This window comes from Streptomyces sp. NBC_00986, from assembly GCF_045162565.1.
Classification (GTDB): Bacteria; Actinomycetota; Actinomycetes; order Streptomycetales; family Streptomycetaceae; genus Streptomyces.
Genome location: NZ_CP108733.1, coordinates 8,804,707 through 8,830,168, shown reverse-complemented (window position 1 = coordinate 8,830,168; position 25,462 = coordinate 8,804,707). Strand labels below are relative to the sequence as shown.

Genomic DNA, 25,462 nt, shown 5'->3' with positions numbered 1-25,462 from the left:
GGGATGCGGGTGGATCTTGCGACTGACGGTCCGTTGTGGCTGGTCGCGCCGTTCCCCGCGCCCCTGCGGGGCGCTACCGTCCGACCTGGATTCCTGCCATGCGCTTCCACTCGTACGGGCCCGTCGTCACCTTCGCCGCCAGCTCGCCGTCGAAGGCCTCGTGGACGGTGATCCCGGACTTCTCGACGGCCTGCTGGGCGATCTCGTAGGACGTGGCGACCAGGTCGCCCCAGGCGCCGTCCTCGCCGACGAGGACGATGCGGGCGCCGCGTTCCCCGATGTACGCGACCTGGCCCTCGGCGCCGCCGTGAGCCTTGGAGAAGGTGCCGATCTGCTGGGCGAGGCGGGCCACCTGGCGCTCGGCCTTCGCGTCAACCTGCTGCGTGTCTGCCATGGCCAGGATGCTACCGACGGGTAGCTCGAACGGCGACGGGCGGGGTGAGTGACTCCCGCCTCAGCAGGACTCCTACCTGAGGAAGGGGTCCACCGCGATCGCCACGAACAGGAGCGACACATAGGTGATCGACCAGTGGAACAGCCGCATCTCCTTGAGCTTGCCACCGCTCACCTCGGCCTTGGCGCGGTTCTGCAGCCCGTGCGCCTCCCACAGCCAGAAGCCGCCGGCCAGCAGCGCGACCGTGGTGTAGAACCAGCCGGTGTAGCCGAGGGGCGTCAGCAGCAGCGAGACCGCGACCATGACCCAGCTGTAGATGACGATCTGCTTGGCGACGACCTTGTTCGAGGCGACGACCGGGAGCATCGGAACGCCCACGCGCGCGTAGTCGTCCTTGACCTTCATGGAGAGCGGCCAGTAGTGCGGCGGCGTCCAGAAGAACATGACGAGGAAAAGAATGATGGGCGCCCACGACATGGAGTCCGTGACGGCCGACCAGCCGATGAGCACCGGGAGGCAGCCGGCGATGCCGCCCCACACGATGTTCTGCGAGGTACGGCGCTTGAGGATCATCGTGTAGACGACGACGTAGAAGAGGAGCGCGCCGAGCGCCAGCCAGGCCGACAGCCAGTTGACGGTCAGGCCGAACATCAGGGTCGAGATCACGCCGAGCGAGATGCCAAAGGCGAGGCATTCGCGGGGGCTGACCATGCCGGTGACCAGGGGGCGCTGCGAGGTGCGGTCCATGAGCGCGTCGATGTCGCGGTCGATGTACATGTTGAGCGCGTTGGCGCCGCCCGCGGACAGGTAGCCGCCGACGCAGGTGAGGAGGACCAGCTTGAGGTCGGGCACACCCTGCTGGGCCAGGAACATCACCGGAACGGTGGTGATCAGCAGCAGCTCGATGATCCGCGGCTTCGTCAACGCCACGAACGCCATGACCCGGGCCCCGATCGGCCGCCGGCTCGGGCTCTGGCTCGCCCCGACAATCCCCGCTGGACGGGATTCAACGGCCGTCACGCACACCCCTGACAGAGACATCCCAGCAAGCCTTCGGGTGTGAACTCCCCGTAAAGGCTCACGCGTACCACGCCACTGTAGACGTTGCCCAGACCCGGACATTCGCGGGGGTGGGGTCGTGTTGGACGGCACCCCCGGAAGAGCTGATCACCACTCTGTTGAGCACTCGAACGAGCACCTCCGTATTCAGTTGCCGAATGCGAAACGGACCAGTCGGGAGGCGGATCCGCGAGAGTCCCGGCAGTCTGGAATGACTCGAAAAAATGCGCGTTCTTACGGGGGTAGGCTCGACAACGGCCGGTGGGCGCCAAGTGCACCGGCATCCGACATGCGTGACATGTGGAGAGGAGCCCTGACCCAGGGTGAGCACCAAGCCGACCACCACAGACCTCGAGTGGACCGAGTTGGACCAGCGGGCCGTAGACACCGCCCGCGTCCTGGCCGCCGATGCCGTACAGAAGGTCGGTAACGGCCATCCCGGTACGGCGATGAGCCTGGCCCCGGCCGCGTACACCCTCTTCCAGAAGGTGATGCGCCACGACCCCGCCGACGCCGACTGGGTCGGACGCGACCGGTTCGTGCTGTCCGCCGGCCACTCGTCACTGACCCTCTACACGCAGCTCTACCTGGCCGGGTTCGGCCTGGAGCTGGCCGACCTCGAAGCGTTCCGCACGTGGGGCTCCAAGACTCCGGGGCACCCCGAGTACGGCCACACCACCGGCGTGGAGACGACGACCGGCCCGCTGGGCCAGGGTGTCGCCAACGCTGTCGGCATGGCCATGGCCGCCCGCTACGAGCGCGGTCTGTTCGACCCGGACGCCCCGCAGGGCGAGTCCCCGTTCGACCACTTCATCTTCGCCATCGCCGGTGACGGCTGCCTGCAGGAGGGCATCTCCGCGGAGGCGTCCTCCATGGCCGGCCACCAGGAGCTCGGCAACCTCGTCCTCCTGTGGGACGACAACCACATCTCCATCGAGGGCGACACCGAGACCGCGGTCTCCGAGGACACCGTCAAGCGCTACGAGGCCTACGGCTGGCACGTCCAGCGCGTCGCCCCGAAGCCGGACGGCGACCTCGACCCGCACGCCATCTACAACGCCATCGAGGCCGCGAAGAAGGTGACGAACAAGCCGTCGTTCATCGCGATGCGCTCGATCATCGCCTGGCCCGCGCCGCACGCGCAGAACACCGAGGCCGCGCACGGCTCGGCGCTCGGCGCCGACGAGGTCGCCGCCACCAAGCGTGTCCTCGGCTTCGACCCGGAGAAGTCCTTCGACGTCTCCGACGACGTCCTCAAGCACACCCGCCAGGCGCTGGACCGGGGCCGCGAGGCGAAGGCCGCGTGGGACCCGTCGTACCAGGAATGGCGCAGCAACAACCCGGAGCGCGCGGCCGAGTACGACCGCATCCGCGCGGGCGAGCTGCCGGCCGGCTGGGAAGAGCAGCTTCCCGCCTTCGAGACGGGCAAGTCCGTCGCCACCCGTGCCGCGTCCGGCAAGGTGCTCCAGGCGCTCGGCGCGGTCATCCCGGAGCTGTGGGGCGGCTCGGCCGACCTCGCGGGCTCGAACAACACGACGATCGACAAGACGTCGTCGTTCCTCCCGGCGGACAACCCGCTGCCGGAGGCCAACCCGTACGGCCGCACGATCCACTTCGGTATCCGCGAGCACTCCATGGGCGCGGAGCTGAACGGCATCACGCTGCACGGCAACACGCGTGCCTACGGCGGTACGTTCCTCGTCTTCTCCGACTACATGCGCAACGCCGTACGCCTGTCGGCGCTGATGCACCTGCCGGTGACGTACGTGTGGACGCACGACTCCGTCGGTCTCGGCGAGGACGGCCCGACCCACCAGCCGGTCGAGCACCTCGCCTCGCTGCGCGCCATCCCGGGCCTGAACGTGGTCCGCCCGGCCGACGCCAACGAGACGGCCATCGCCTGGCGCGAGGTCCTGCGCCGCTACACCAAGGTGTACGGCGAGGGTGCCCCGCACGGTTTCGCGCTGACGCGCCAGGGTGTGCCGACGTACGACGCCAACGAGGACACCGCCAAGGGCGGCTACGTGCTGTTCGAGGCGTCCACGGGTACGCCCGAAGTGATCCTCATCGGTACGGGTTCCGAGGTGCACGTGGCCGTCGAGGCGCGCGAGCAGCTGGAGGCCTCCGGGGTTCCGACGCGGGTCGTGTCCATGCCCTGCGTGGAGTGGTTCGACGCGCAGGACCAGGGGTACCGGGACAGCGTGCTGCCGCCGTCCGTCAAGGCGCGGGTCGCGGTCGAGGCCGGGATCGGTCTGACCTGGTACCGGTTCGTCGGGGACGCCGGTCGCATCGTTTCCCTGGAGCACTTCGGGGCTTCCGCCGACGGCAAGGTGCTCTTCCAGGAGTTCGGCTTCACTGCCGAGAACGTGGCTGAGAAGGCCCGGGAATCCATCGCCGCCGCCCAGAGCTGACGCTGACAAACGACACGTAGGAGATGCATTTTCCATGACAGACGCACTCAAGCGCCTCTCCGAGGAAGGCGTCGCGATCTGGCTGGACGACCTGTCGCGCAAGCGGATCACGTCCGGCAACCTCGCCGAACTGATCGACCAGCAGCACGTCGTGGGCGTCACCACCAACCCGTCGATCTTCCAGAAGGCCATCTCGTCGGGCGACGGTTACGAGCAGCAGCTCGCCGACCTCGCCGCCCGCAAGGTCACCGTCGAGGAAGCCATCCGCATGATCACGACGGCGGACGTCCGTGACGCCGCCGACATCCTGCGTCCGGTCTACGACACGAGCGGCGGCCAGGACGGCCGGGTCTCCATCGAGGTCGACCCGCGCCTGGCGCACAACACGACGGCGACCGTCGCCGAGGCCAAGCAGCTGGCCTGGCTGGTGGACCGCCCGAACACCCTGATCAAGATCCCGGCCACCCGGGCGGGTCTGCCGGCGATCACCGAGGTCATCGGCCTCGGTATCAGCGTCAACGTGACGCTGATCTTCTCGCTGGCCCGCTACCGCGAGGTCATGGACGCGTTCATCTCCGGCCTGGAGAAGGCCAAGGAGCGCGGCCTCGACCTCTCAAAGATCCACTCCGTGGCGTCCTTCTTCGTGTCCCGCGTGGACACCGAGATCGACAAGCGGATCGACGCGCTGGGCACCGCCGAGGCCAAGGCCGCCCGCGGCAAGGCCGGTCTCGCCAACGCGCGGCTCGCCTACGAGGCGTACGAGGAGGTCTTCTCCTCGGACCGCTGGGCCGCCCTCGACAAGGCGCAGGCCAACAAGCAGCGTCCGCTGTGGGCCTCGACCGGCGTCAAGGACAAGGCGTACAAGGACACGCTGTACGTGGACGACCTGGTGGCGCCGAACACGGTGAACACCATGCCGGAGGCCACTCTCGAGGCCACCGACGACCACGGCCAGATCACCGGCAACACCATCGCCGGCACGTACGAGCAGTCCCGCGCGGAGATCGCCGCCGTGGAGGCGCTGGGCATCTCGTACGACGAGGTGGTGCAGCTGCTGGAGGACGAGGGCGTCGAGAAGTTCGAGGCGGCCTGGACCGACCTGCTCAAGTCGACCGAGGCGGAGCTTGCGCGCCTCGCCCCCTCGGAGGGCTGAAACCTTGTCGAGCAGCAACCCGCTGCGTGACCCCGCAGACCGACGGCTCCCGCGTATCGCGGGGCCGTCGGGCCTGGTCATCTTCGGCGTCACAGGCGATTTGTCACGCAAAAAGCTGATGCCCGCCGTGTACGACCTCGCGAACCGTGGTCTGCTGCCGCCGGGTTTCTCGCTCGTCGGCTTCGCCCGGCGCGAGTGGGCCCACGAGGACTTCGCCCAGGAGGTCCACGACGCGGTCAAGGAGCACTCCCGTACGCCGTTCCGTGAGGAGGTCTGGCAGCAGCTCGTCCAGGGGATGCGCTTCGTCCAGGGCACCTTCGACGACGACGACGCTTTCGAGCGGCTCCGCGACACGATCGACGAACTGGACAAGGCGCAGGGCACGGGCGGCAACTTCGCCTTCTACCTGTCGGTGCCGCCGCGCTCCTTCCCGGTCGTCATCCAGCAGCTGAAGAAGCACGGTCTCGCCGACCAGGAGAAGGGTTCCTGGCGCCGCGCGGTCATCGAGAAGCCCTTCGGCCACGACCTCAAGTCGGCCGAGGACCTCAACAAGGTCGTGCACGAGGTCTTCGCCGCGGACCAGGTCTTCCGCATCGACCACTACCTCGGCAAGGAGACCGTCCAGAACATCCTGGCGCTCCGCTTCGCCAACACGATGTTCGAGCCGATCTGGAACCGGTCCTTCGTGGACCACGTTCAGATCACCATGGCCGAGGACATCGGCATCGGCGGCCGGGCCGGCTACTACGACGGCATCGGCGCCGCCCGTGACGTCATCCAGAACCACCTGCTCCAGCTGATGGCGCTGACCGCGATGGAGGAGCCGTCCTCCTTCTCCGCCGACGCGCTGGCCGCCGAGAAGGAGAAGGTGCTCGGCGCGGTACGGCTGCCGAAGGACCTGGGCAAGAACACGGTCCGCGGGCAGTACGCGGAGGGCTGGCAGGGCGGCGAGAAGGCCGTCGGCTACCTCCAGGAGGACGGTATCGACCCCAAGTCGAAGACCGACACCTACGCCGCCATCAAGGTCGAGGTCGACAACCGCCGCTGGGCGGGCGTCCCCTTCTACCTGCGCACCGGCAAGCGCCTGGGCCGCCGCGTCACCGAGATCGCGGTGGTCTTCCAGCGCGCCCCGCACTCCCCCTTCGACCAGACGGCGACGGAGGAGCTGGGCCAGAACGCGATCGTCTTCCGCGTCCAGCCCGACGAGGGCGTCACGGTCCGCTTCGGCTCCAAGGTGCCCGGCACCTCGATGGAGATCCGGGACGTCTCCATGGACTTCGCCTACGGCGAGTCGTTCACGGAGTCGAGCCCGGAGGCGTACGAGCGGCTCATCCTCGACGTCCTGCTCGGCGACTCGAACCTCTTCCCACGCACCGAGGAGGTCGAGCTGTCCTGGAAGATCCTCGACCCGATCGAGCAGTACTGGGACAAGCACGGCAAGCCCGCGCAGTACCAGTCCGGGACCTGGGGTCCGGTCGAGGCGGACGAAATGCTCGCACGAGAGGGACGGAGCTGGCGTCGGCCATGAAAATAGACCTCACCGACACCACTGCCAGCAAGATCAACAAGGGGCTGGTGAAAGCCCGCCGCGCCATCGGCACCCCGGCCGTCGGCATGGTGCTCACCCTCGTCGTCGTCACGGACGAGGAGAACGCCTACGACGCCCTGAAGGCCGCCAACGACGCGTCGCGCGAGCACCCCTCGCGCACGCTCGTGGTCATCAAGCGCGTCTCGCGGTCACCTCGGGACCGCACCCAGTCCCGCCTCGACGCCGAGGTCCGGGTGGGCACGGACGCGGGCAGCGGCGAGACGGTCGTCCTGCGGCTCTACGGCGAGGTCTCCGACCACGCCCAGTCCGTGGTGCTGCCGCTGCTGCTGCCGGACGCGCCGGTGGTGGTCTGGTGGTCGGTGGACGCGCCGCGCGACCCGGCGAACGACCCGCTGGGCGCCCTGAGCCAGCGCCGGGTCACCGACAGCTACGCGGCGGAGAAGCCCGTCGACGAGCTGCGGTCCCGCGCCGAGAGCTACGAGCCGGGCGACACCGACCTGGCCTGGGCCCGGATCACGCCGTGGCGTTCGATGCTGGCCGCCGCGCTCGACCAGGTCGACTCCGAGATCGTCTCCGTCGAGGTGGCGGGCGAGGAGTCCAACCCGAGCGTCGAACTGCTCGCGATGTGGCTCGCCGACCGCCTCCACGTGCACGTCCGGCGGGCGGTCTCCGCGGGTCCCGGTCTGACCCAGGTACGCCTGGAGACGACCGGCGGCCCCATCACGCTGCACCGGTCGGACGGGGCGATGGCCACCCTGGCCCTGCCCGGCCAGCCGGACCGCGCGGTGGCGCTCAAGCGCCGCGAGACCTCCGAACTCCTCGCGGAGGAGCTGCGCAGGCTCGACCCGGACGACACCTACGCGTCCGCGCTGCGGTTCGGCGTGGACCGGCTGGGCGGCATCCAGTCGGCGGCGGAGCGGGCGGAGGCTGCGGCTCAGCCGGCGCCGGCGCTGCCGGTTCGGGCGGTGGCGGATGCTACGTCCGCGTCGGCTCCGGCGTCTGGTTCTGGTCCGGCGTCTGGTTCTGGTCCGGCTTCGGCTTCGGCTTCGGCTTCGGCGGACCAGGGCGACACCGACCGGCCCACCCCCGCGAAGATGCCCCCGGTCAAGAAGGCTGATCCGCAGTGAGCACTCCCCAACTCGTCGTCCACCGCGACAAGGAACTGATGGCCCAGGCCGCCGCGGCCCGGCTGATCACGAAGATCGTGGACGCGCAGGCCTCGCGCGGCTACGCCTCGATCGTGCTCACCGGAGGTCGCAACGGCAACGGTCTGCTGGCAGCCCTGGCGGGTCAGCCCGCCCGGGACGCCGTCGACTGGGGCCGCCTCGACCTGTGGTGGGGCGACGAGCGGTTCCTGCCCGAGGGCGACCCTGAGCGCAATGTCACCCAGGCCCGCGAGGCACTGCTCGACGCGGTGCCGCTGGACCCGAAGCGCGTGCACGCCATGCCCGCGTCGGACGGCCCCTACGGCAATGACGTGGAAGCGGCGGCGGCCGGTTACGCCGAGGAACTCGCCCGGTCCGCCGGTCCCGAGAACCATGGCGCCGTCCCGACCTTCGACGTCCTCATGCTGGGCGTCGGCCCGGACACCCACGTGGCGTCGCTCTTCCCGGAGTTGCCCGCCGTACGGGAGACCGAGCGCACGGTCGTCGGCGTCCACGGCGCGCCCAAGCCGCCGCCGACACGGGTCACCCTGACCCTGCCGGCGATCCGCTCCGCCCGCGAGGTGTGGCTGCTCGCGGCCGGCGAGGACAAGGCGGAGGCCGCGGCGATCGCCCTGTCCGGCGCGGGTGAGATCCAGGCACCGGCGGCCGGTGCCCAGGGCCGCGCCCGCACCCTGTGGCTGCTGGACGCGGCGGCGGCCTCCCAGCTGCCGCGCGCACTGTATCCGCCGGCTTCGGCCTGACACTGGCAACACCGGCAATCCGCTGAAGCCCCGTACGGCCTCCTGGTCGTACGGGGCTTCAGCGTTTGGTCACTTGATGACTTGGTGGCTCAACGCCCGCGCAGCTCGCGGTACTTGGCGACCAGGGCCGTCGTCGACGCGTCCAGGCCCGGTACGTCCGCGCCTTCGCTCAGGGCGGGTTCGACGCGCTTGGCGAGGACCTTGCCCAGCTCGACGCCCCACTGGTCGAAGGAGTCGATGTTCCAGACGGCGCCCTGGACGAACACCTTGTGCTCGTACAGCGCGATGAGCTGGCCGAGGACCGAGGGGGTGAGCTCGCGGGCCAGGATCGTGGTCGTGGGGTGGTTGCCCTTGAACGTCTTGTGCGGCACCAGTTCCTCCGCCACACCCTCCGCCCGCACCTCGTCCGGCGTCTTGCCGAAGGCCAACGCCTGTGTCTGGGCGAAGAAGTTGGCCATCAGCAGGTCGTGCTGCGCCTTGAGCCCGTCGCTCAGCTCGGCCACCGGCTCGGCGAAGCCGATGAAGTCCGCCGGGATCAACTTCGTGCCCTGGTGGATGAGTTGGTAGTACGCGTGCTGGCCATTGGTCCCGGGCGTGCCCCAGACCACGGGCCCGGTCTGCCAGTCGACCTCCTGGCCGTCCCGGCCCACGTACTTGCCGTTCGACTCCATGTCCAACTGCTGCAGATACGCGGTGAACTTGGAGAGGTAGTGGCTGTACGGCAGCACCGCGTGCGACTGGGCGTCGTGGAAGTTGCCGTACCAGACGCCCAACAGGCCAAGCAGCAAAGGCACGTTGGACTCGGCGGGCGCGGTGCGGAAGTGCTCGTCGACGAGGTGGAAGCCGTCGAGCATCTCCCGGAAGCGGTCCGGGCCGATGGCGATCATCAGCGACAGCCCGATCGCCGAGTCGTACGAGTAGCGGCCGCCGACCCAGTCCCAGAACTCGAACATGTTGGCCGTGTCGATGCCGAACTCGCTGACCTTGCCGGCGTTCGTGGACAGCGCCACGAAGTGCTTGGCCACGGCGTCCTGACCGGCCTTCAGCTCGGTGAGCAGCCAGTCGCGGGCCGAGGTCGCGTTGGTGATCGTCTCGATCGTGGTGAACGTCTTGGACGCGATGATGAAGAGCGTCTCGGCCGGGTCGAGGTCGCGGGTCGCCTCGTGCAGGTCGGCGCCGTCCACGTTCGACACGAACCGGACCGTCAGACCGCGGTCGGTGAAGCTGCGCAGCACCTCGTAGGCCATCGCCGGGCCCAGGTCCGAGCCGCCGATGCCGATGTTGACCACGTTCTTGATGCGCTTGCCGGTGTGCCCGGTCCACTCGCCGGAGCGGACGCGGTCCGCGAAGCCGGCCATCTTGTCGAGCACGGCGTGGACTTGGGGCACGACGTTCTCACCGTCGACCTCGATCACCGCGTCACGCGGGGCACGCAGCGCGGTGTGCAGGACCGCGCGGTCCTCGGTGACGTTGATCTTCTCGCCGCGGAACATGGCGTCCCGGAGGCCGAACACGTCCGTGGCGGCGGCCAGCGCGTGCAGCAGCCGCAGGGTCTCGTCGGTGACGAGGTGCTTCGAGTAGTCGAGGTGCAGGTCACCGACCTTGAGCGTGTAGCCGGTGCCGCGCCCTGGATCGGCGGCGAACAGCTCCCTCAGCTGCACCTCGCCGAGCTCCTCACGGTGCTTGGCCAAGGCGGACCACTCGGGCGTCTGGTTGAGCCTGGTACGGCCGTCTGCGTTCATTGCGACTTCAGCCTTCTTTCCTACCGACCTGGGGGCCGGTTCCAACCTAATTGATCAGCCCGTGGCATGAGCGGTCGTCGCGTTGTCCTGCGGGGCAACAACAGGTACGTCCGGCTTGACCGCAGGTATCAGCGCGATGACCGACAGGACGAAGAAGGAGGCGGTGAGCAGGGCGGGTGTGTTCAACCCCCAGGCGGTGGCGACGGCCCCACCGAGGAGGGCGCCCAGCGGGGCCCCGGCGGTGGCCAGGGTACGGAAAGCCGAGCTGACCCGGCCCAGCATGTCGGCGGGGGTGCGCTGCTGCATCAGGGTCGTCGAGTTGACGTTCCACAGCATGCTCATGAAGCCGAAGACACCGAGTGCGGCCACGACCGCGATCAGGCTGCGCACGGAGCCCATGACGACGAGGGCGCCGGTCTGCACCAGGCCCGCGAGCAGCACGCTCCGCATCGGGCCGAGGCGGGTGCTGATCCGCCGGTTCACCACTCCCCCGGCCAGACCGCCGACGGTGAACGCGGTGGTCGCCGCCGCGTACCCGGCCGTTCCGGCGTCCAGCCAGCCGGTCACCAGGATCACCAGGGTGGCGATCAGGGCGCCCATGCCCACGTTGCACAGAGCTGTCGCGGCGCACAGTCCGCGCAGAGGCCGGTCGCGCCACAGCGTGCGCAGCCCCTCCGCGATCTCACCGCGCAGCGTGCTGCCCACCGGTCCCGGCGCACGGTCGGGTGCCGCGGTGCGCAGCGAGGCGACCAGTGCGGCGGCGAGGAGGAAGGTCCCCGCGTCGGCCACGAAGGGAACCGCCGCCCCCGCGGCGATCAGCAGGGGCACCACAGGCGCTCCCATCAGTCCGCCCGCGATCTTCTGCCCGGTCATCAGCCGGGCGTTGGCGCTGCCGAGTGCCGCCCGGTCCACCAGGGACGGCAGCAGGGCCGTGGAGGCGTTGTCGAAGAGGGTCTGCAGCGTGGTCAGCGCGAAGGCCAGCGCGATGAGCAGCAGGATCGAGGCGTGGCCGAGGGCGACGGCGACGGCGAAGGCGGCGACGAGCAGTCCGCGGACCGCGTCGACCGTCCACATCGCACGCCGCTGGTCGACCCGGTCGGCGACCGCGCCGCCGAGCAGCCCGAAGATGATCCAGGGCAGATAGCCGCAGGCGGTCACGGAGGCGATGAGGAGGGGCCGGTCCGTCAGCGAGACGGCGAGCAGCGGCAGTGCCGCACCCCGCAGCGCGTCCCCGAACCGCGAGATCACGGCCGCGCTCCACAGCCGCCCGAACCCCCCGCGCCACGCGGGCACATGACCGCCCGTCACCTCGACCGTCGTCACCGCCCCCCCTCACGATTCGTCACTTCACAAACCGTAGAGGGCACCACTGACAATCGGTCCGGAGGCGGGTCGGCCACCGGGCTGCGAAACAGCTCCGGCCAGACACCTTGTGGGCGTCCGGCCGGTTCAACTCCTAGATTTCTCCCCGCAGTTTGGCGAGCGCCTCGGCGAGGATCGCCTCGCCGTCCGCGTCGCTGCGCCGCTCCCGTACATACGCGAGGTGCGTCTTGTAGGGCTCGGTGCGCGGCGGGTCCGGCGGGTTGTCCCGGTCCTGTCCGGCCGGGAAGCCGCAGCGCGGGCAGTCCCAGGTGTCGGGAACCTGCGCGTCGCTGGCGAAGCTGGGCTGCGTCTCGTGCCCGTTGGAGCACCAGAAGGAGATGCGCAGCCGGGGCGCGGACTCGCCACGCTCGGCCTCGCCCATCGGCCCCGCCCCGACCCGGCTTCCACGGATCGCGTTGCCACTTGCCACGGTCGTAACTCCCTGCGTGATGGTGCCGCGAAGCGAGTCGGCGTTTTCGCTCCGTTGCGAGCGCCTCAGTCTACGTAAGGCCCAACGCGCGTCCAGTGGTTGGAGTTACAGCCCCTACACCTAGACGCAAGCCCCATGATAGGCCGCGCTCAGCTGCGCGTACCGAACATGGGGCCTTACGTACGGAATGTGCGACGGAACGTGCGGTCAGCTCGTCTTCATCAGCAGGCCGAGCACGACGATGCAGGCGAACCAGAGCACACCGAGCACCACGGTGATGCGGTCCAGGTTGCGCTCGGCGACCGAAGAGCCGCCGACGGACGAGGCCATACCGCCACCGAACATGTCGGAGAGACCGCCGCCCTTCCCCTTGTGCATCAGCACCAGCAGCATCAGCAGCAGGCTGAAGACGATCAGGGCGATCGAGAACCCCAAAACCACGGCTGGACCAACTTCCTCGGATTCGGATGGACGACAGGGGCATAGCGGCTGGCGCTATGCCCCCGCAAGGGTACGACGGATCGTCGCTACCGCCTACACGCAGCTTGTCGGTTCGCTGCCGGACTCACTGGTCGCGGAAGCGTGCGATCTTGACGAACTCGTCCGCGTCCAGCGAGGCACCGCCGACCAGGGCGCCGTCGACGTCGGGCTGGGCCATGATCTCGGCGACGTTGCCGGACTTGACGGAGCCGCCGTACTGGATGCGGACCTGGTCGGCCAGCTCCTGGGTGTACAGCTCGGCGAGCTTGCCGCGGATGGCCTGGCAGACCTCCTGGGCGTCGCCGGCGCCGCAGACCTTGCCGGTGCCGATGGCCCAGACGGGCTCGTAGGCGATGACGACGGACTCGGCCTGCTCGGCCGGGACGTCCTTGAGGCCGCCCTCGACCTGGGAGAGGGTGTGGGCGACGTGGTTGCCCGCCTCGCGGATGTCGAGTTCCTCGCCGACGCAGAGGATCGGGGTCAGGCCGTGCTTGTAGGCGGCCTTCACCTTGGCGTTGACGATCTCGTCGGTCTCCGCGTGGTACTGGCGGCGCTCGGAGTGGCCGACGGCCACGTACGTGCACTTGAGCTTGGCCAGCATCGCACCGGAGATCTCGCCGGTGTAGGCGCCGGAGTCGTGCGCCGAGATGTCCTGGGCGCCGTACTTGATCTTGAGCTTGTCGCCGTCGACCAGGGTCTGCACGGAGCGCAGGTCGGTGAAGGGCGGCAGGACGGCGACCTCGACGGCCTCGTAGTCCTTGTCCGCGAGGGCGAAGGCGAGCTTCTGGACGTGGGCGATGGCCTCAAGGTGGTTGAGGTTCATCTTCCAGTTGCCCGCCATGATCGGCATGCGTCCAGAAGAAATAGATGGAGCCATTGAGGTCAGTCCTCCAGTGCGGCGAGGCCGGGGAGCGTCTTGCCCTCGAGGTATTCGAGGGAAGCGCCGCCGCCGGTCGAGATGTGGCCGAATGCGGTCTCGTCGAAGCCCAGGATGCGGACGGCCGCGGCGGAGTCGCCACCGCCGACGACCGTGAAGGCCGGGGAGTCGAGAAGGGCCTGGGCGACCGCCTTGGTGCCCTCGGCGTAGTCGGGGTGCTCGAAGACGCCCATCGGACCGTTCCAGAAGATGGTGGCCGCGTCGGCGAGCTTCGAGGCGTACAGGGCACCGGTCTCGGGACCGATGTCGAGGCCCATCTGGTCGGCGGGGATGGCGTCCGCGGCGACGGTGGTGGGGTTGGACGGGGCCTTCGTCTTGAGGTCCGGGAACGCGGACGCGGTCACGACGTCGACCGGGACGACCAGCTCGACGCCGTTCTTCGCGGCGCGCTCGACGTACTCGGTGACGGCGGGAATCTGGTCGTCCTGTACCAGGGAGGCGCCGATCTCGTAGCCCTGGGCCTTGAGGAAGGTGAAGGCCATGCCGCCGCCGATGAGGATGCGGTCGGCCTTGTCGAGCAGCTGGTCGATGACGGCGAGCTTGTCGGAGACCTTGGAGCCGCCGAGGGCGACCACGTAGGGCCGCTTGACGTCCTCGGTGAGCTTCTTCAGGACGCCGACCTCGGTGGCGATGAGATAGCCGGCGTAGTGCGGCAGGCGGGCCGGGAGGTCGTACACGGAGGCGTGCTTGCGGTGCACGGCACCGAAACCGTCGCCTACGTAGACATCCGCCAGGGCGGCGAGCTGGTCGGCGAACTCGCCGCGCTCGACGTCGTCCTTGGAGGTCTCGCCCGCGTTGAAGCGCAGGTTCTCGATGACCGCGACCTGGCCGGGCTCGAGGCCGCGCACCGCGTCGTGGGCGGCGGGGCCGACGGTGTCCTGGGCGAACGCGACGGGCGCGCCCAGGAGTTCGGCGAGGCGCTCGGCTGGCTGGAGGAGGGAGAAGGCCGGGTCCGGGGCACCCTTGGGGCGGCCCAGGTGCGAGGCCACGATCACCTTGGCGCCCGCCTCGACGAGGGCCTTGACGGTGGGCAGCACGGCGCGGATACGGCCGTCGTCGGTGATGAGGCCGTCGGCCAGCGGGACGTTGAGGTCGGCGCGGACGAAGACCCGCTTGCCGTCCACGCCTTCGGCGAGAAGTTCGTCGATCGTCTTCATAAAGGGACTCCTAGGGAGGGCTCTTCAGATCCGAGAGGGCTGATCGATCACTACGTAGCAAAGGCTCGGACACTACGTAGCAAGGGCTCGGGCAGCGCGGCGTGCGCTGCCCGAGCCCTGACTCACATCGAGTTGCCTGCTCTGGGAGTTAGAGCTGGCCGCCGACGAAGACCGTGAGGTCGACGAGGCGGTTGGAGTAGCCCCACTCGTTGTCGTACCAGCCGAGGATCTTCACCGTGTTGCCTTCCTGAACCATGGTCAGGAGGGAGTCGAAGGTGCAGGAGGCCTGGTCGCCGACGATGTCGGAGGAGACGATCGGGTCCTCGGTGTAGGACAGGTAGCCCTTGAGGTCGCCGTCGTCGGCGGCCTTCTTGAACGCGGCGTTGACCTCGTCCTTGGTGACCTCGCGCTGCAGCGTGACGACCAGGTCGGTGGCCGAACCGGTCGGGACCGGGACGCGCATCGCGATGCCGTCCAGCTTGCCCTTGAGCTGCGGGAGGACCAGGGCGGTGGCCTTGGCGGCACCGGTCGTGGTCGGGATGATGTTCTCGGCGGCGGCACGCGCGCGGCGCAGGTCCGAGTGCGGGAAGTCCAGGATGCGCTGGTCGTTCGTGTACGCGTGGACCGTCGTCATCAGGCCCTTGACGATGCCGAAGTTCTCGTCGAGGACCTTGGCCATCGGCGCCACACAGTTGGTGGTGCAGGAGGCGTTCGAGATGACGTGGTGGTTGGCCGCGTCGTACTTGTCCTGGTTGACGCCCATCACGATCGTGATGTCCTCGTCCTTGGCCGGAGCCGAGATGAGGACCTTCTTGGCGCCGCCGGCGATGTGCTTCTCGGCGTCGGCCTTCTTCGTGAAGATGCCGGTCGACTCGATGACGATGTCGACGCCCAGCTCGCCCCACGGGATGTCGGCGGGGTTGCGCTCGGACAGCACCTTGATCGTGTGCCCGTCGACGGTGATCGTGTCGGCGGTGTGCGACACCTCGGCCTGGAGGCGGCCCAGGATGGTGTCGTACTTGAGCAGGTGAGCGGTGGTCGCGGTGTCACCCAGGTCGTTGACAGCCACGATCTCGATGTCAGCACCCTGCTTCAGCAGCGCGCGGAAGTAGTTACGACCGATGCGGCCAAAGCCGTTGATGCCTACGCGGATCGTCACGAACCGATCTCCTCGTTGGTACGCCGGCTCAGTGCCGGCGAGTTGTATGGGATGTCCCCGACCGCCTACGACCCTACCTCCCTGAGCCCTCCGTGGTGACATCGAGATGCCCCATACACGGCAGGGCGGTCCGTACCCGCCAGTAGGGGTACGGACCGCCCTTGATGTTCATGACATGGTCACACGGGGTCAGCTGGTCAGAGCGGTCAGCGCCTTCTTGAGCAGGGCCGCACGGTCACTCGCAGAGGTGATCTGTTCCAGGCCGAAGCCGAGCAGCACGGTGCGGTCGGTGGTGACCGCGCCGTACGTCTGGAACAGGGCTCCGGTGCGTGTCCAGTCCTTCAGGACGGCGGGGCTGCCCGGAGGCGGTCCTGTCACGCTCCAGGCGCCCAGGGAGGTCTCGAAGCCCTCGGTCTGGGTCGCCGTGCCGCCCACGACGAGCGAGGTGTCGTCGGCGAGGACACCGTGGCCGCCGGAGCCCGGGTCGGTGATGTAACTGAGCGACACCTCGACCGACTTGCCGGCGTAGGCGCTCAGGTCGAAGCCGACCTGCTGCCAGCCGTTGGAGGCGCCGGTGAAGCTGTTCCACGAACCGGTGGTGCCGGTCGCGGTGCAGCCGCTGGTGGAGAAGGTCAGGTAGTGCTTGAGCCAGGGGTGCTCGGCGACCAGGAATCCGGCCTCGCACTCCGAGGGCAGGGCGGTGCTGGTGGCGCCGCCGACCTCCGGGAGCGTGGTCCAGTCGTCGGCCCCGGTGGTGTGGATCTCGACGACGGCGTGGTCGTAGCCGGGCTCGGTGTCCCACAGCAGCTCACTGCTGAGCGTGGGCTTGTCGGCCGCGCTCACCCCGGTGAGGTCGATGGTGCGGGTGAGGCGCTTGTAGGCGTCGTCGGTGTGGACGGCGGCGGCCATGTAGGAGCCCGCGTACGGGCCGTACGGGTTGACCGTCCCGGCGAACTGGCCCGCCCCGGCACTCGCGAACTGCGGGTACGTGGTCGGGGACAGCGAGTCGGAGGTGACGCTGTAACTGCCCGCCCGGTCCAGTGGGTTGCCGGGCGCGCCGCTGAGCGGCCCGGTGAAGCCGGCGAGCTTGCCGGAGCCGGTGAAGCCGGTGGCCCCGGGGAGGGACGTACGCGAATAGGCACCCAGGTAGTACTGGCTGAAGTCGTTCGAGGGGGTGCCGTCGCCGAGGTCGACGGAGCCGCCGGCCTGTTCGCCGGCCTCGATCAGCTTGCCGCCCTCGTTGAGGAAGGCGCGCAGCTGGAGCTGGGTGTCGTTGGCCGGTCCCGCCGTGCCCGAGTAGTGGACGACGGTCTTGAAGTGGTCGAGCACGCCGAGCGCGTCGGGCGCACCCTGGGTGGCGACGTCCCAGACGACCGCCTTACGGCCGTCCGCCTTCAGCGCGTCGACGTAGGTCTGCGCCTGGGTGGCGGCAGCGCCCTCCTCGGCGACGACGAGCGTGTCGGCCGCTGGCCGCTTGGCCACCGTGTAGGTGAAGTGCGCGCTGGAGGTGGACTTCCCGGCCTTCGTCTCGCCGGTGAACCACACCTCGACCTTGTCGCCCGGGTCGCCGTCCTTGACCTTGGCGCGGTACTCGTCGAAGTACAGGTTGTCGTCCCCGCCGTAGGTCTGGCCGCCCTTCCAGGACTTGAGCGCCATGTCCTCCGTACGGCCGCCGTTGACGCGGTACTTGAGCTCCTTGTCGCGCACGGACTTCCGTACGACGACGGAGACCTCCTGGTCGGCGCCGCGCGAGTACGACGTCGGGAAGGTGGCCGGGGTGAAGTCGGCGGCGCTGAGGCCGACCGAGGACGTGGGCTGGTCGGGGTGGACGGCGGTCTCGGCGACGGAGAGCGCGAAGGGGATGTTCTTCTCGAACTCGTCCTGGATCAGCTTCTCGTCGTCGGGGAAGTTGAAGACGGACTGGCAGTCGGCCGCGTTCCAGGCGTCGTTCGGGTCGATGTTCGACGCGGTCTGGCAGGTCGACATCTCGGGGGTGAACATCGACATGTTGTTGACGTTCGACGCGTGGCCGTCCGCCTCGCCGTTGGTCGTGTACAGCTCCGAGGAGACCTGCGAGCGGTAGCCGGGGATCGCCGGGTTGTCCGGGGTGCCGGCGAGCGCCTTGTAGAGGACGTCGTCCGGGGTCGGGGTCGCGACCTGCCAGCCGACTCCGTAGAGGAGGAGTTCGGCGGCGGAGTGGTAGTTGATGCCGTAGGTGAAGCCGATGCGCTTCTCGAAGGCGTCGAGTGCGGCGGTCTCCGGCTCGGAGTTGGGGGCCGCGCCCCGGTAGGTCTCGCTGGTCGGGTTCGGGGACGAACCCTCGTCGTCGTAGCCCCACTTGTAGGCGAAGTTGCGGTTGAGGTCGACGCCGTCACCGGTGGAGATGGTGCCGTCGCCGTTGACGTCCCGCAGGTTCTTGCGCCACAGGCGGGTGTCGCTGTTCTGGAAGGTGTAGTCGTAGCCGTCCGGGTTGGCGGACAGGACGAACCACAACTCCGTGGAGTCGACGATCTTCTTGATGCGCTTGTCGGTCTTGTAGTTGTCCAGGTAGTAGTGCATCAGCCGGCGGGTCATCTCCGGCGTGATCCACTCGCGCGCGTGCTGGTTGGACACGTACAGCACGGCGGGCTTGGAGCCGTCCTTGGTGGTCTTCGCGCCCTTGGTCAGTTTGAGCGCGAGGATGTCCTGGCCGTCGACCGTCTTGCCGATGGACTCGACCTTGGCGAGACCGGGGTTGGCCTGGCCCGTCTTGACGATCTCCTCTTCGAGGCCGCCGCTTCCGCTGTACGGGCGGAACACTCCCTGCGCCGCGTCCTCGACCCGTGTCTCGGCCTTGGCCGACAGGGTGTGTTCGGTGAGGTCGACGCCCTGCTTCTCCAGCTTCTGGGCCTGCTGGTCGGTGAGGTAGACCTCGACGGCTGTCCTGCCGGAGGCCGAGAACTGGTTGTCGCCGAGTTCGTGGGCGTCCTGTCCGGCCTTCAGGAGCAGGGGTATCTGCTTCTGGGTGACGTCGGCGTGGAAGACCTTGACCTCGGCGGGGTCGGACTTCGTCGAACTCCCGCCCTGCGCCTGGGCGATGGGTGCGATGCTCGCCCCGGCGATCAGGAGGGCGCCGACAGCGAGGATCGATCTCGCTCTGTGTCTCATGAATCCCCCTAGCAATCGTTCACCACAGCGGCGAACAGTTGCCAGGCTCATGACACTTCATGATCGAGTCAAGGGTGCCTCAAGGACAGCCAAACGGGGGCCCACCGGGGTGCGGGCCGTTGATTGCCCCCGGCCTGATCGACCGTCGGGCCCGAATGGGCGCCCGCGTCGGCGTGTCGACGGCTCGTCAGCAGCCGGCCGAGGGGGCCGACGACAACGAAACGCCGGTGCCGACGCCCCAAGTGGGCGTCGGCACCGGCGTATTGACGGATCATCGGCCGATCCGTGTCGAGTGATCGTCAGCCGACCATGTTGTCGGCCATCTCCTCGGTGATGCTGGACTCCGTGCCCGGGATGCCGAGGTCCTGGGCGCGCTTGTCGGCCATCGCCAGCAGTCTGCGGATACGGCCGGCCACCGCGTCCTTGGTGAGCGGCGGGTCCGCGAGGGCGCCCAGTTCCTCCAGGGAGGCCTGCTTGTGGTCCATGCGCAGGCGGCCCGCTGCCGCGAGGTGCTCGGGGACCTCGTCGGCGAGGATCTCCAGGGCACGCTGCACCCGGGCTCCGGCGGCGACGGCCGCGCGGGCCGAGCGGCGCAGGTTGGCGTCGTCGAAGTTGGCGAGGCGGTTCGCCGTGGCGCGCACCTCGCGGCGCATCCGGCGCTCCTCCCAGGCCAGCACCGACTCGTGGGCGCCGAGCCGGGTGAGCAGGGCACCGATCGCGTCGCCGTCACGGACGACCACCCGGTCGACCCCGCGCACCTCGCGCGCCTTCGCCGCGATCGACAGCCGACGCGCGGCGCCGACCAGCGCGAGCGCCGCCTCCGGACCCGGGCAGGTCACCTCCAGGGAGGAGGACCGGCCGGGCTCGGTCAGCGAGCCGTGCGCCAGGAACGCGCCTCTCCAGGCCGCCTCCGCGTCACAGGTGGCCCCGGAGACAACCTGCGGCGGCAGGCCCCGGATGGGGCGTCCGCGGCCGTCCACGAGGCCTGTCTGCCGGGCCAGCTGATCGCCGCCCGCGACCACCCGGACGACGTAACGGGAGCCGCGGCGCAGTCCGCCGGGCGCCATCACGATCAGTTCGGAGCTGTGTCCGAAGATCTCCAGGATGTCCCGCTTGAGCCGGCGCGCCGCCATCGCGGTGTCCAGCTCCGCCTCGATCACGATGCGCCCGCTCACCAGGTGGAGGCCTCCGGCGAACCGCAGAATGGCGGAGACCTCCGCCTTCCTGCAGCAGGTCCGGGTGACGGGTAGCCGGGAGATCTCATCCTTCACCGCTGCCGTCATCGCCATGGGCCGATCCTTCCATGCATCCGAAAAATACGGTCGTACGCGGCGGCCAACAGCTCCGGGTCGTGCCTTGGAGTTCCGTCGGTCCGGGCCACCGGCGCCAGCTCGACCGCGGCGTCCAGCCGCTTGGCGGCTTCGGTGAGCGACGCGCGATCGGGCACGGCGGCCTCGTCGGCCAGCACCACGTCCAGGGCGAGTTTAGGGGCGTGTCGTCCCAAAACCTCCAAATGACGCTGCGGGGAAAAGCCATCGGTTTCTCCGGGCTGCGGCGCGAGGTTCAGGGAGAGTACCCGGCGCGCCTTCGTCTCGGTGAGCGCGTCGAGCAGTTCCGGCACCAGCAGGTGCGGGATGACGGACGAGAACCAGGACCCCGGGCCGAGCACCACCCAGTCCGCGTCGAGCACGGCGGCGACGGCCTCGGGCACGGCCGGCGGGTCGTGCGGCACGACGTGCACGGACATCACCTCGCCGGGTGTGAGCGCCACGGTCGCCTGCCCCCGCACGGTGTCGACGTCGTCGGGCCGCGCCGGATCGTGCCCCTTGACCAGGGCCTGCAATTCCAGCGGTACGGCGGACATGGGCAGCACGCGCCCGTGCGCGCCGAGCAGCTTGCCGACCAGGTCGAGGGCCTGCACGTGGTCGCCGAGCTGCTCCCACAGGGCGACGATCAGCAGATTGCCTACCGCATGTTCGTGCAGGTCGCCCTTGGACTGGAAGCGGTGCTGGATGACGCGGGCCCAGGTCTGGCCCCAGTCGTCGTCGCCGCACAGCGCGGCCAGCGCCTTGCGGAGGTCCCCGGGGGGCAGGACGCCCAGTTCGTCGCGAAGGCGTCCGCTGGAGCCGCCGTCGTCGGCCACGGTGACGACGGCGGTGAGGTCGCCGGTGATGCGGCGCAGCGCGGTGAGCGAGGCGGACAGGCCCATGCCGCCACCGAGGGCGACCACCTTGGGCTGGGTGCCGCGCCGGCGCGGCTTGCCGCCGCGGGCCTCCACGGGCCTGGTCGTCCGTCCTTCGGGCACCACGCGGCGCAGCCTGCCCAGCCGTGGGCTACGTCCTGTCATTCCCGTCCCATGTCCCGGTGTACGACCACCGTCTCCACGCCCTCGGCCACGAGCCGCGCGGCGAGCTTCTCCGCCGTGGCGACCGAGCGGTGCTTACCGCCGGTGCAGCCGATCGCGATCGTCACGTACCGCTTGCCCTCGCGCCGGTAGCCGGCCGCGATGAGCCGCAGGAGCTCGGCGTACCGGTCGAGGAACTCCTTGGCGCCGGGCTGGTTGAAGACGTACGCCGAGACCTCTTCGTTGAGGCCGTTGAAGGGGCGCAGCTCCGGGATCCAGTGCGGGTTGGGCAGGAAGCGCATGTCGGCGACGAGGTCGGCGTCGACCGGGAGGCCGTACTTGAAACCGAAGGACATGACGGTGGCCCGCAGTTCGGGCTCCTCCTCGCCCGCGAACTGGGCGTCCATCTTGGCACGCAGTTCGTGGACGTTGAGGCTGGAGGTGTCGATGACGAGGTCGGCGTCGCCGCGCAGTTCGCGCAGCAGCTCGCGTTCGGCGTCGATGCCGTCGACGATGCGGCCGTCGCCCTGGAGGGGGTGAGGGCGGCGCACCGACTCGAAGCGGCGCACCAGGGCGTCGTCGGAGGACTCCAGGAAGACGATCCGCCGGGTGACGTGCTTCGACTCCAGGTCGGCGAGGGACTCGCGGAGGTTGTCGAAGAAGCGCCGTCCGCGTACGTCGACGACGACCGCGATGCGTGCCACGTTGCCCTGGGAACGGGCGCCGAGCTCCACCATGGTGGGGATCAGGGCGGGCGGGAGGTTGTCGACGACGAACCAGCCGAGGTCCTCCAGACACTTGGCGGCGGTGGACCGCCCGGCTCCGGACATGCCGGAGATGATCACCAGCTCGGGGATGGCCGCTTCGGGCACCCCGGGTGTCGTGCTGTCCGTACTCACCTGTGCTCCGTCGTCCTGGACCTCTTGCTGCGGAGCCTGATCGTCGCCGGTTTCCTTGTGCGTCCGATCTCGGTCCGCTGTGGGCTGCTTCTCTTGTTCGCTCATGTCTCCTGCCCCCGTCGCTCGTCCGGGGCTCCCGCGGGTACGGGCTCCCCTGGGGCACCCGCCGTGGTCCCGGGTGTCCCGTCTTCCGTGTCTTCCATGATCTCTCCAGTCGCCGTGTTCACGGCGGGTGCGGCCGGGGCCGCCTGGGCGAGGGCGACCGCGATGGTCTCGGCGGTCTTGCGACCTATGCCCGGAACCTCGCAGATCTGGTCGATTGTCGCGGATCGCAGCTTCTTCACCGAACCGAAGTGCTTGATCAGCGCCTGTTTGCGGGTCTCGCCGAGGCCGGGCACGTCGTCCAGGGGGCTCGCCCGGAACCGCTTGGCCCGCTTGGCGCGCTGATAGGTGATCGCGAAGCGGTGGGCCTCGTCGCGGACGCGCTGGAGGAGGTAGAGGCCCTCGCTGGTGCGGGGCAGGACCACCGGGTCGTCGTCGTCCGGGAGCCAGACCTCCTCCAGGCGCTTGGCGAGGCCGCACACGGCGATGTCGTCGATGCCCAGCTCGTCCAGGGCCTTCTTGGCGGCGGCGACCTGCGGCTGCCCGCCGTCGACGACCACGAGCTGCGGCGGGTAGGCGAACCGCTTGGGGCGGCCCTCCTCGTCCTTGAGGTCCGTCAGCTCGTCACCGTCCGCCCACTCCCCCGTCTTCTCCTTCTCGGCGAGATAGCGCCGGAAGCGGCGGGTGATCACCTCGTGCATGGAGCGGACGTCGTCCTGGCCCTCGAAGCCCTTGATCTGGAAGCGGCGGTACTCGCTCTTGCGTGACAGCCCGTCCTCGAAGACGACCATCGACGCCACCACGTCGTCGCCCTGGAGGTGCGAGATGTCGTAGCACTCGATCCTGAGGGGGGCGCTGTCCAGGTCGAGGGCCTCGGCGATCTCCTCCAGGGCGCGGGAGCGGGTGGTGAGGTCGGAGGCGCGCTTGGTCTTGTGGAGGATCAGCGACTGCTGGGCGTTGCGGGCGACGGTCTCCATGAGGGACTTCTTGTCGCCGCGCTGCGGGATGCGCAGTGACACGTTCGCCCCGCGCCGGTCTGTCAGCCACTGCTGGACCGGCTCCACCGGGTCGGGCAGGGCCGGGACGAGGACCTCCTTGGGGACGGAGTCCCCGGTCTCCTCGCCGTAGAGCTGCTGGAGGGCGTGCTCGACGAGGGCCGGGGTGGTGACGTCCTCGACCTTGTCGGTGACCCAGCCGCGCTGGCCGCGCACGCGTCCGCCGCGGACGTGGAAGATCTGGACGGCCGCCTCCAACTCGTCCTCGGCGACGGCGATCAGGTCGGCGTCGGTCGCGTCGGCGAGGACGACCGCGCTCTTCTCCATGGCCTTCTTCAGGGCCTCGATGTCGTCGCGCAGGCGGGCGGCCCGCTCGTACTCCATCTCCTCGGCCGCGTCCGTCATCTGCTTCTCCAGACGGCGGATGTATGTGCCGGTGCGGCCGGCCATGAAGTCGCTGAACTCCTCGGCCAGTTCGCGGTGCTCCTCCTCGGAGACACGGCCGACGCAGGGAGCGGAGCACTTGCCGATGTAGCCGAGCAGGCAGGGGCGGCCGGTGCGCGCGGCGTTCTTGAAGACGCCGGCCGAGCAGGTGCGGACGGGGAACACGCGCAGCAGGAGGTCCACGGTGTCGCGGATCGCCCAGGCGTGTCCGTACGGCCCGAAGTAGCGGACGCCCTTCTTCTTGTGACCGCGCATCACCTGAACGCGCGGGTACTCCTCGTTCATCGTCACCGCGAGGTACGGGTAGCTCTTGTCGTCGCGGTACTTGACGTTGAACCGGGGGTCGTACTCCTTGATCCAGGAGTACTCCAGCTGGAGTGCCTCGACCTCCGTGGACACCACCGTCCACTCCACCGACGCGGCCGTGGTGACCATCGTGCGCGTGCGCGGGTGGAGTCCGGCCAGGTCCTGGAAGTAGTTCGCCAGGCGCTGGCGCAGGCTCTTCGCCTTTCCGACGTAGATCACCCGGCGGTGCTCGTCGCGGAACTTGTAGACCCCGGGCGAGTCCGGGATCTCTCCCGGCCTGGGGCGGTAGCTGGAGGGATCGGCCATGTTTCACACCCTACTGGCGCGGAGTGACAGCGCGGCGGGGCTGTGGACAACGCCGGACACGCCCGGCGGAACTCCTGCCGGAGCGATGGTCGGATGTTCTGCCGGTACTCCTAGCGGGACTCCAGAAATGTGAGAACCGCCAGGACACGGCGGTGGTCGTCCGCGGCCTCCGGAAGGTGGAGTTTGCCCAGGATGCTGCGGACGTGCTTCTCGACGGTGCCTTCGGTGACCCACAGCCGGCGGCCGATGCCGGCGTTGGAGCGGCCCTCCGCCATCAGCGCCAGGACCTCGCGCTCGCGGGTGCTGAGGAAGGACAGCGGGTCGTCGCGGCGCTGTGCCGAGAACAGCTCGTGCACCAGGGAGGGGTCGACGACCGAGCCGCCCTTGTGGATGCGGTCGAGGGCCTCGACGAACTCGTCGACGACCGTGATCCGGCTCTTGAGGAGATACCCGACCTTGTGCCCGCCGGCCAGCAGCTCCAGGGCCTCCTCGACCTCGACGAACGCGGACAGCACGAGGATGCCGGTGTCGGGATGGCGTTCACGGATCGTGCGGGCCGCCTTGAGGCCCTCGGTGGAGTGGTCGGGCGGCATCCTGATGTCGACGATCGCGAGGTCGGGCCGCTCGGCATCGACCAGTTCCAGGAGCCGTACGGCGTCGCCGGCCTGGCCCGCGACCTCGTAGCCCAGGCGTTCGCACAGGCTCGCGAGGCCCTCCCTGAGCAGGACGTCGTCGTCGGCGAGGACGACCCGTCCCTTCGCGGTCTGCTGCGATGCGTCCATCGTCCCGGCTCCCCTTGCCCGACCAGTGCCGTGCGCCAGGCACAGCCTGCCGGACGGGGTCGGGTACGGCTAGCCGGTAAGGGAATTGGGGGGTGACGGTGAAGACAGGGCGCCGCGTCCGGGCGATTCTCGTAGGAGTGCGAATGCGGGCGGACCGGTCGCCTCGGGCGAGGTGACGGGCCCCGGGCCGGAACGTCGGAAGGGCTGCGGGAGATGCGGCGGACACGGACGGACAGACGACGGCGGTCGGTCCGTGTCCGCCCGTACGAGGACGGCACCCGGCCCCTGAAGAACCTCCTGGACCCGCGGGATCCCGACGTGGTCCGCGCCAAGCATCCGCGTGCCAGGCCTTCTGAGCACCCCTAGAGCCGGACGGCTGCCTCTCCGTCCGAGAAGAC

The 25,462-nt window shown here is 69.3% G+C and carries 21 protein-coding genes; 6 read left to right on the top strand and 15 right to left on the bottom strand.

From position 1 onward, the window contains the following. Window positions 1-73 precede the first annotated feature (73 nt). Together OG504_RS39620 and OG504_RS39615 are read right to left on the bottom strand one after the other, a co-directional pair. Complete coding sequence (locus tag OG504_RS39620) at window positions 74-394, bottom strand: hypothetical protein (RefSeq protein WP_405994099.1); 321 nt, start codon at window positions 392-394, stop codon at window positions 74-76. Window positions 395-466: 72 nt separating this feature from the next. After that, a complete protein-coding gene (locus OG504_RS39615) occupies window positions 467-1,420 on the bottom strand; it encodes a heme o synthase (protein WP_405996555.1) in 954 nt (317 codons plus the stop codon). A 356-nt stretch (window positions 1,421-1,776) separates the two neighbouring features. On the opposite strand from OG504_RS39615, the gene tkt reads away from it, so the two are divergent. From tkt to pgl, 5 genes are read left to right on the top strand one after another with little or no spacing between them, the layout of a single operon-like run. After that, entirely contained in the window at window positions 1,777-3,864 is a 2,088-nt protein-coding gene (gene tkt / locus OG504_RS39610) for a transketolase (protein WP_405994098.1), read from the top strand. 34 nt (window positions 3,865-3,898) lie between these two features. Further along, complete coding sequence (gene tal, locus OG504_RS39605) at window positions 3,899-5,017, top strand: transaldolase (RefSeq protein ID WP_405994097.1); 1,119 nt, start codon at window positions 3,899-3,901, stop codon at window positions 5,015-5,017. Between the two features lie 4 nt (window positions 5,018-5,021). Then, on the top strand, window positions 5,022-6,545 hold the full coding sequence (gene zwf / locus OG504_RS39600) for a glucose-6-phosphate dehydrogenase (RefSeq protein WP_318015613.1): 1,524 nt from the start codon (window positions 5,022-5,024) through the stop codon (window positions 6,543-6,545). Beyond that, window positions 6,542-7,693 carry a glucose-6-phosphate dehydrogenase assembly protein OpcA gene (gene opcA / locus OG504_RS39595; protein WP_405994096.1) on the top strand — a complete coding sequence of 384 codons (1,152 nt, stop codon included), beginning with the start codon at window positions 6,542-6,544 and terminating at the stop codon, window positions 7,691-7,693. Before zwf ends, opcA begins: the two co-directional genes overlap by 4 nt. After that, window positions 7,690-8,472, top strand: coding sequence for a 6-phosphogluconolactonase (gene pgl / locus OG504_RS39590; protein WP_405994095.1), 783 nt, complete (start codon window positions 7,690-7,692; stop codon window positions 8,470-8,472). The genes opcA and pgl overlap by 4 nt, the downstream gene beginning before the upstream one ends. Window positions 8,473-8,561: 89 nt before the next feature. Here pgl and pgi read toward each other — a convergent pair whose 3' ends face one another. From pgi to OG504_RS39550, 8 genes are all read right to left on the bottom strand, one after another. Further along, on the bottom strand, window positions 8,562-10,214 hold the full coding sequence (gene pgi / locus OG504_RS39585; RefSeq protein ID WP_405994094.1) for a glucose-6-phosphate isomerase: 1,653 nt from the start codon (window positions 10,212-10,214) through the stop codon (window positions 8,562-8,564). Between the two features lie 54 nt (window positions 10,215-10,268). After that, window positions 10,269-11,537 carry an MFS transporter gene (locus OG504_RS39580; RefSeq protein ID WP_405994093.1) on the bottom strand — a complete coding sequence of 423 codons (1,269 nt, stop codon included), beginning with the start codon at window positions 11,535-11,537 and terminating at the stop codon, window positions 10,269-10,271. Window positions 11,538-11,670: 133 nt separating this feature from the next. Beyond that, entirely contained in the window at window positions 11,671-12,006 is a 336-nt protein-coding gene (locus tag OG504_RS39575) for an RNA polymerase-binding protein RbpA (RefSeq protein WP_003957010.1), read from the bottom strand. Window positions 12,007-12,213: 207 nt separating this feature from the next. Continuing rightward, window positions 12,214-12,447, bottom strand: coding sequence for a preprotein translocase subunit SecG (gene secG / locus OG504_RS39570; RefSeq protein ID WP_078652560.1), 234 nt, complete (start codon window positions 12,445-12,447; stop codon window positions 12,214-12,216). Window positions 12,448-12,571: 124 nt separating this feature from the next. Further along, window positions 12,572-13,327 carry a triose-phosphate isomerase gene (gene tpiA / locus OG504_RS39565; RefSeq protein WP_405996554.1) on the bottom strand — a complete coding sequence of 252 codons (756 nt, stop codon included), beginning with the start codon at window positions 13,325-13,327 and terminating at the stop codon, window positions 12,572-12,574. A 41-nt stretch (window positions 13,328-13,368) separates the two neighbouring features. Continuing rightward, window positions 13,369-14,580 carry a phosphoglycerate kinase gene (locus tag OG504_RS39560; protein ID WP_405994092.1) on the bottom strand — a complete coding sequence of 404 codons (1,212 nt, stop codon included), beginning with the start codon at window positions 14,578-14,580 and terminating at the stop codon, window positions 13,369-13,371. A gap of 148 nt (window positions 14,581-14,728) precedes the next feature. Beyond that, window positions 14,729-15,739, bottom strand: a complete 1,011-nt coding sequence (gene gap, locus OG504_RS39555; RefSeq protein WP_033283115.1) for a type I glyceraldehyde-3-phosphate dehydrogenase — start codon at window positions 15,737-15,739, stop codon at window positions 14,729-14,731. Between the two features lie 189 nt (window positions 15,740-15,928). After that, a complete protein-coding gene (locus OG504_RS39550; RefSeq protein ID WP_405994091.1) occupies window positions 15,929-18,886 on the bottom strand; it encodes a M14 family zinc carboxypeptidase in 2,958 nt (985 codons plus the stop codon). A gap of 119 nt (window positions 18,887-19,005) precedes the next feature. On the opposite strand from OG504_RS39550, the gene OG504_RS39545 reads away from it, so the two are divergent. Then, the gene (locus tag OG504_RS39545; protein WP_405994090.1) at window positions 19,006-19,182 is read left to right on the top strand and encodes a hypothetical protein; all 177 of its coding nucleotides are present in this window, start codon (window positions 19,006-19,008) and stop codon (window positions 19,180-19,182) included. Window positions 19,183-19,185: 3 nt separating this feature from the next. Here the strand turns inward: OG504_RS39545 and whiA are convergent, their stop codons facing one another. The 5 genes from whiA to OG504_RS39520 form a co-directional block, all read right to left on the bottom strand. After that, the gene (gene whiA / locus OG504_RS39540; protein WP_019067568.1) at window positions 19,186-20,175 is read right to left on the bottom strand and encodes a DNA-binding protein WhiA; all 990 of its coding nucleotides are present in this window, start codon (window positions 20,173-20,175) and stop codon (window positions 19,186-19,188) included. Beyond that, the gene (gene yvcK / locus OG504_RS39535) at window positions 20,166-21,233 is read right to left on the bottom strand and encodes a uridine diphosphate-N-acetylglucosamine-binding protein YvcK (protein ID WP_026150944.1); all 1,068 of its coding nucleotides are present in this window, start codon (window positions 21,231-21,233) and stop codon (window positions 20,166-20,168) included. Before yvcK ends, whiA begins: the two co-directional genes overlap by 10 nt. Then, on the bottom strand, window positions 21,230-22,234 hold the full coding sequence (gene rapZ / locus OG504_RS39530) for an RNase adapter RapZ (protein ID WP_328684044.1): 1,005 nt from the start codon (window positions 22,232-22,234) through the stop codon (window positions 21,230-21,232). The genes yvcK and rapZ overlap by 4 nt, the downstream gene beginning before the upstream one ends. Beyond that, window positions 22,231-24,282 carry an excinuclease ABC subunit UvrC gene (gene uvrC, locus OG504_RS39525; protein WP_405994089.1) on the bottom strand — a complete coding sequence of 684 codons (2,052 nt, stop codon included), beginning with the start codon at window positions 24,280-24,282 and terminating at the stop codon, window positions 22,231-22,233. Before uvrC ends, rapZ begins: the two co-directional genes overlap by 4 nt. A 110-nt stretch (window positions 24,283-24,392) precedes the next feature. Beyond that, a complete protein-coding gene (locus OG504_RS39520) occupies window positions 24,393-25,064 on the bottom strand; it encodes a response regulator (RefSeq protein WP_405994088.1) in 672 nt (223 codons plus the stop codon). Between the last annotated feature and the right edge of the window lie 398 nt (window positions 25,065-25,462).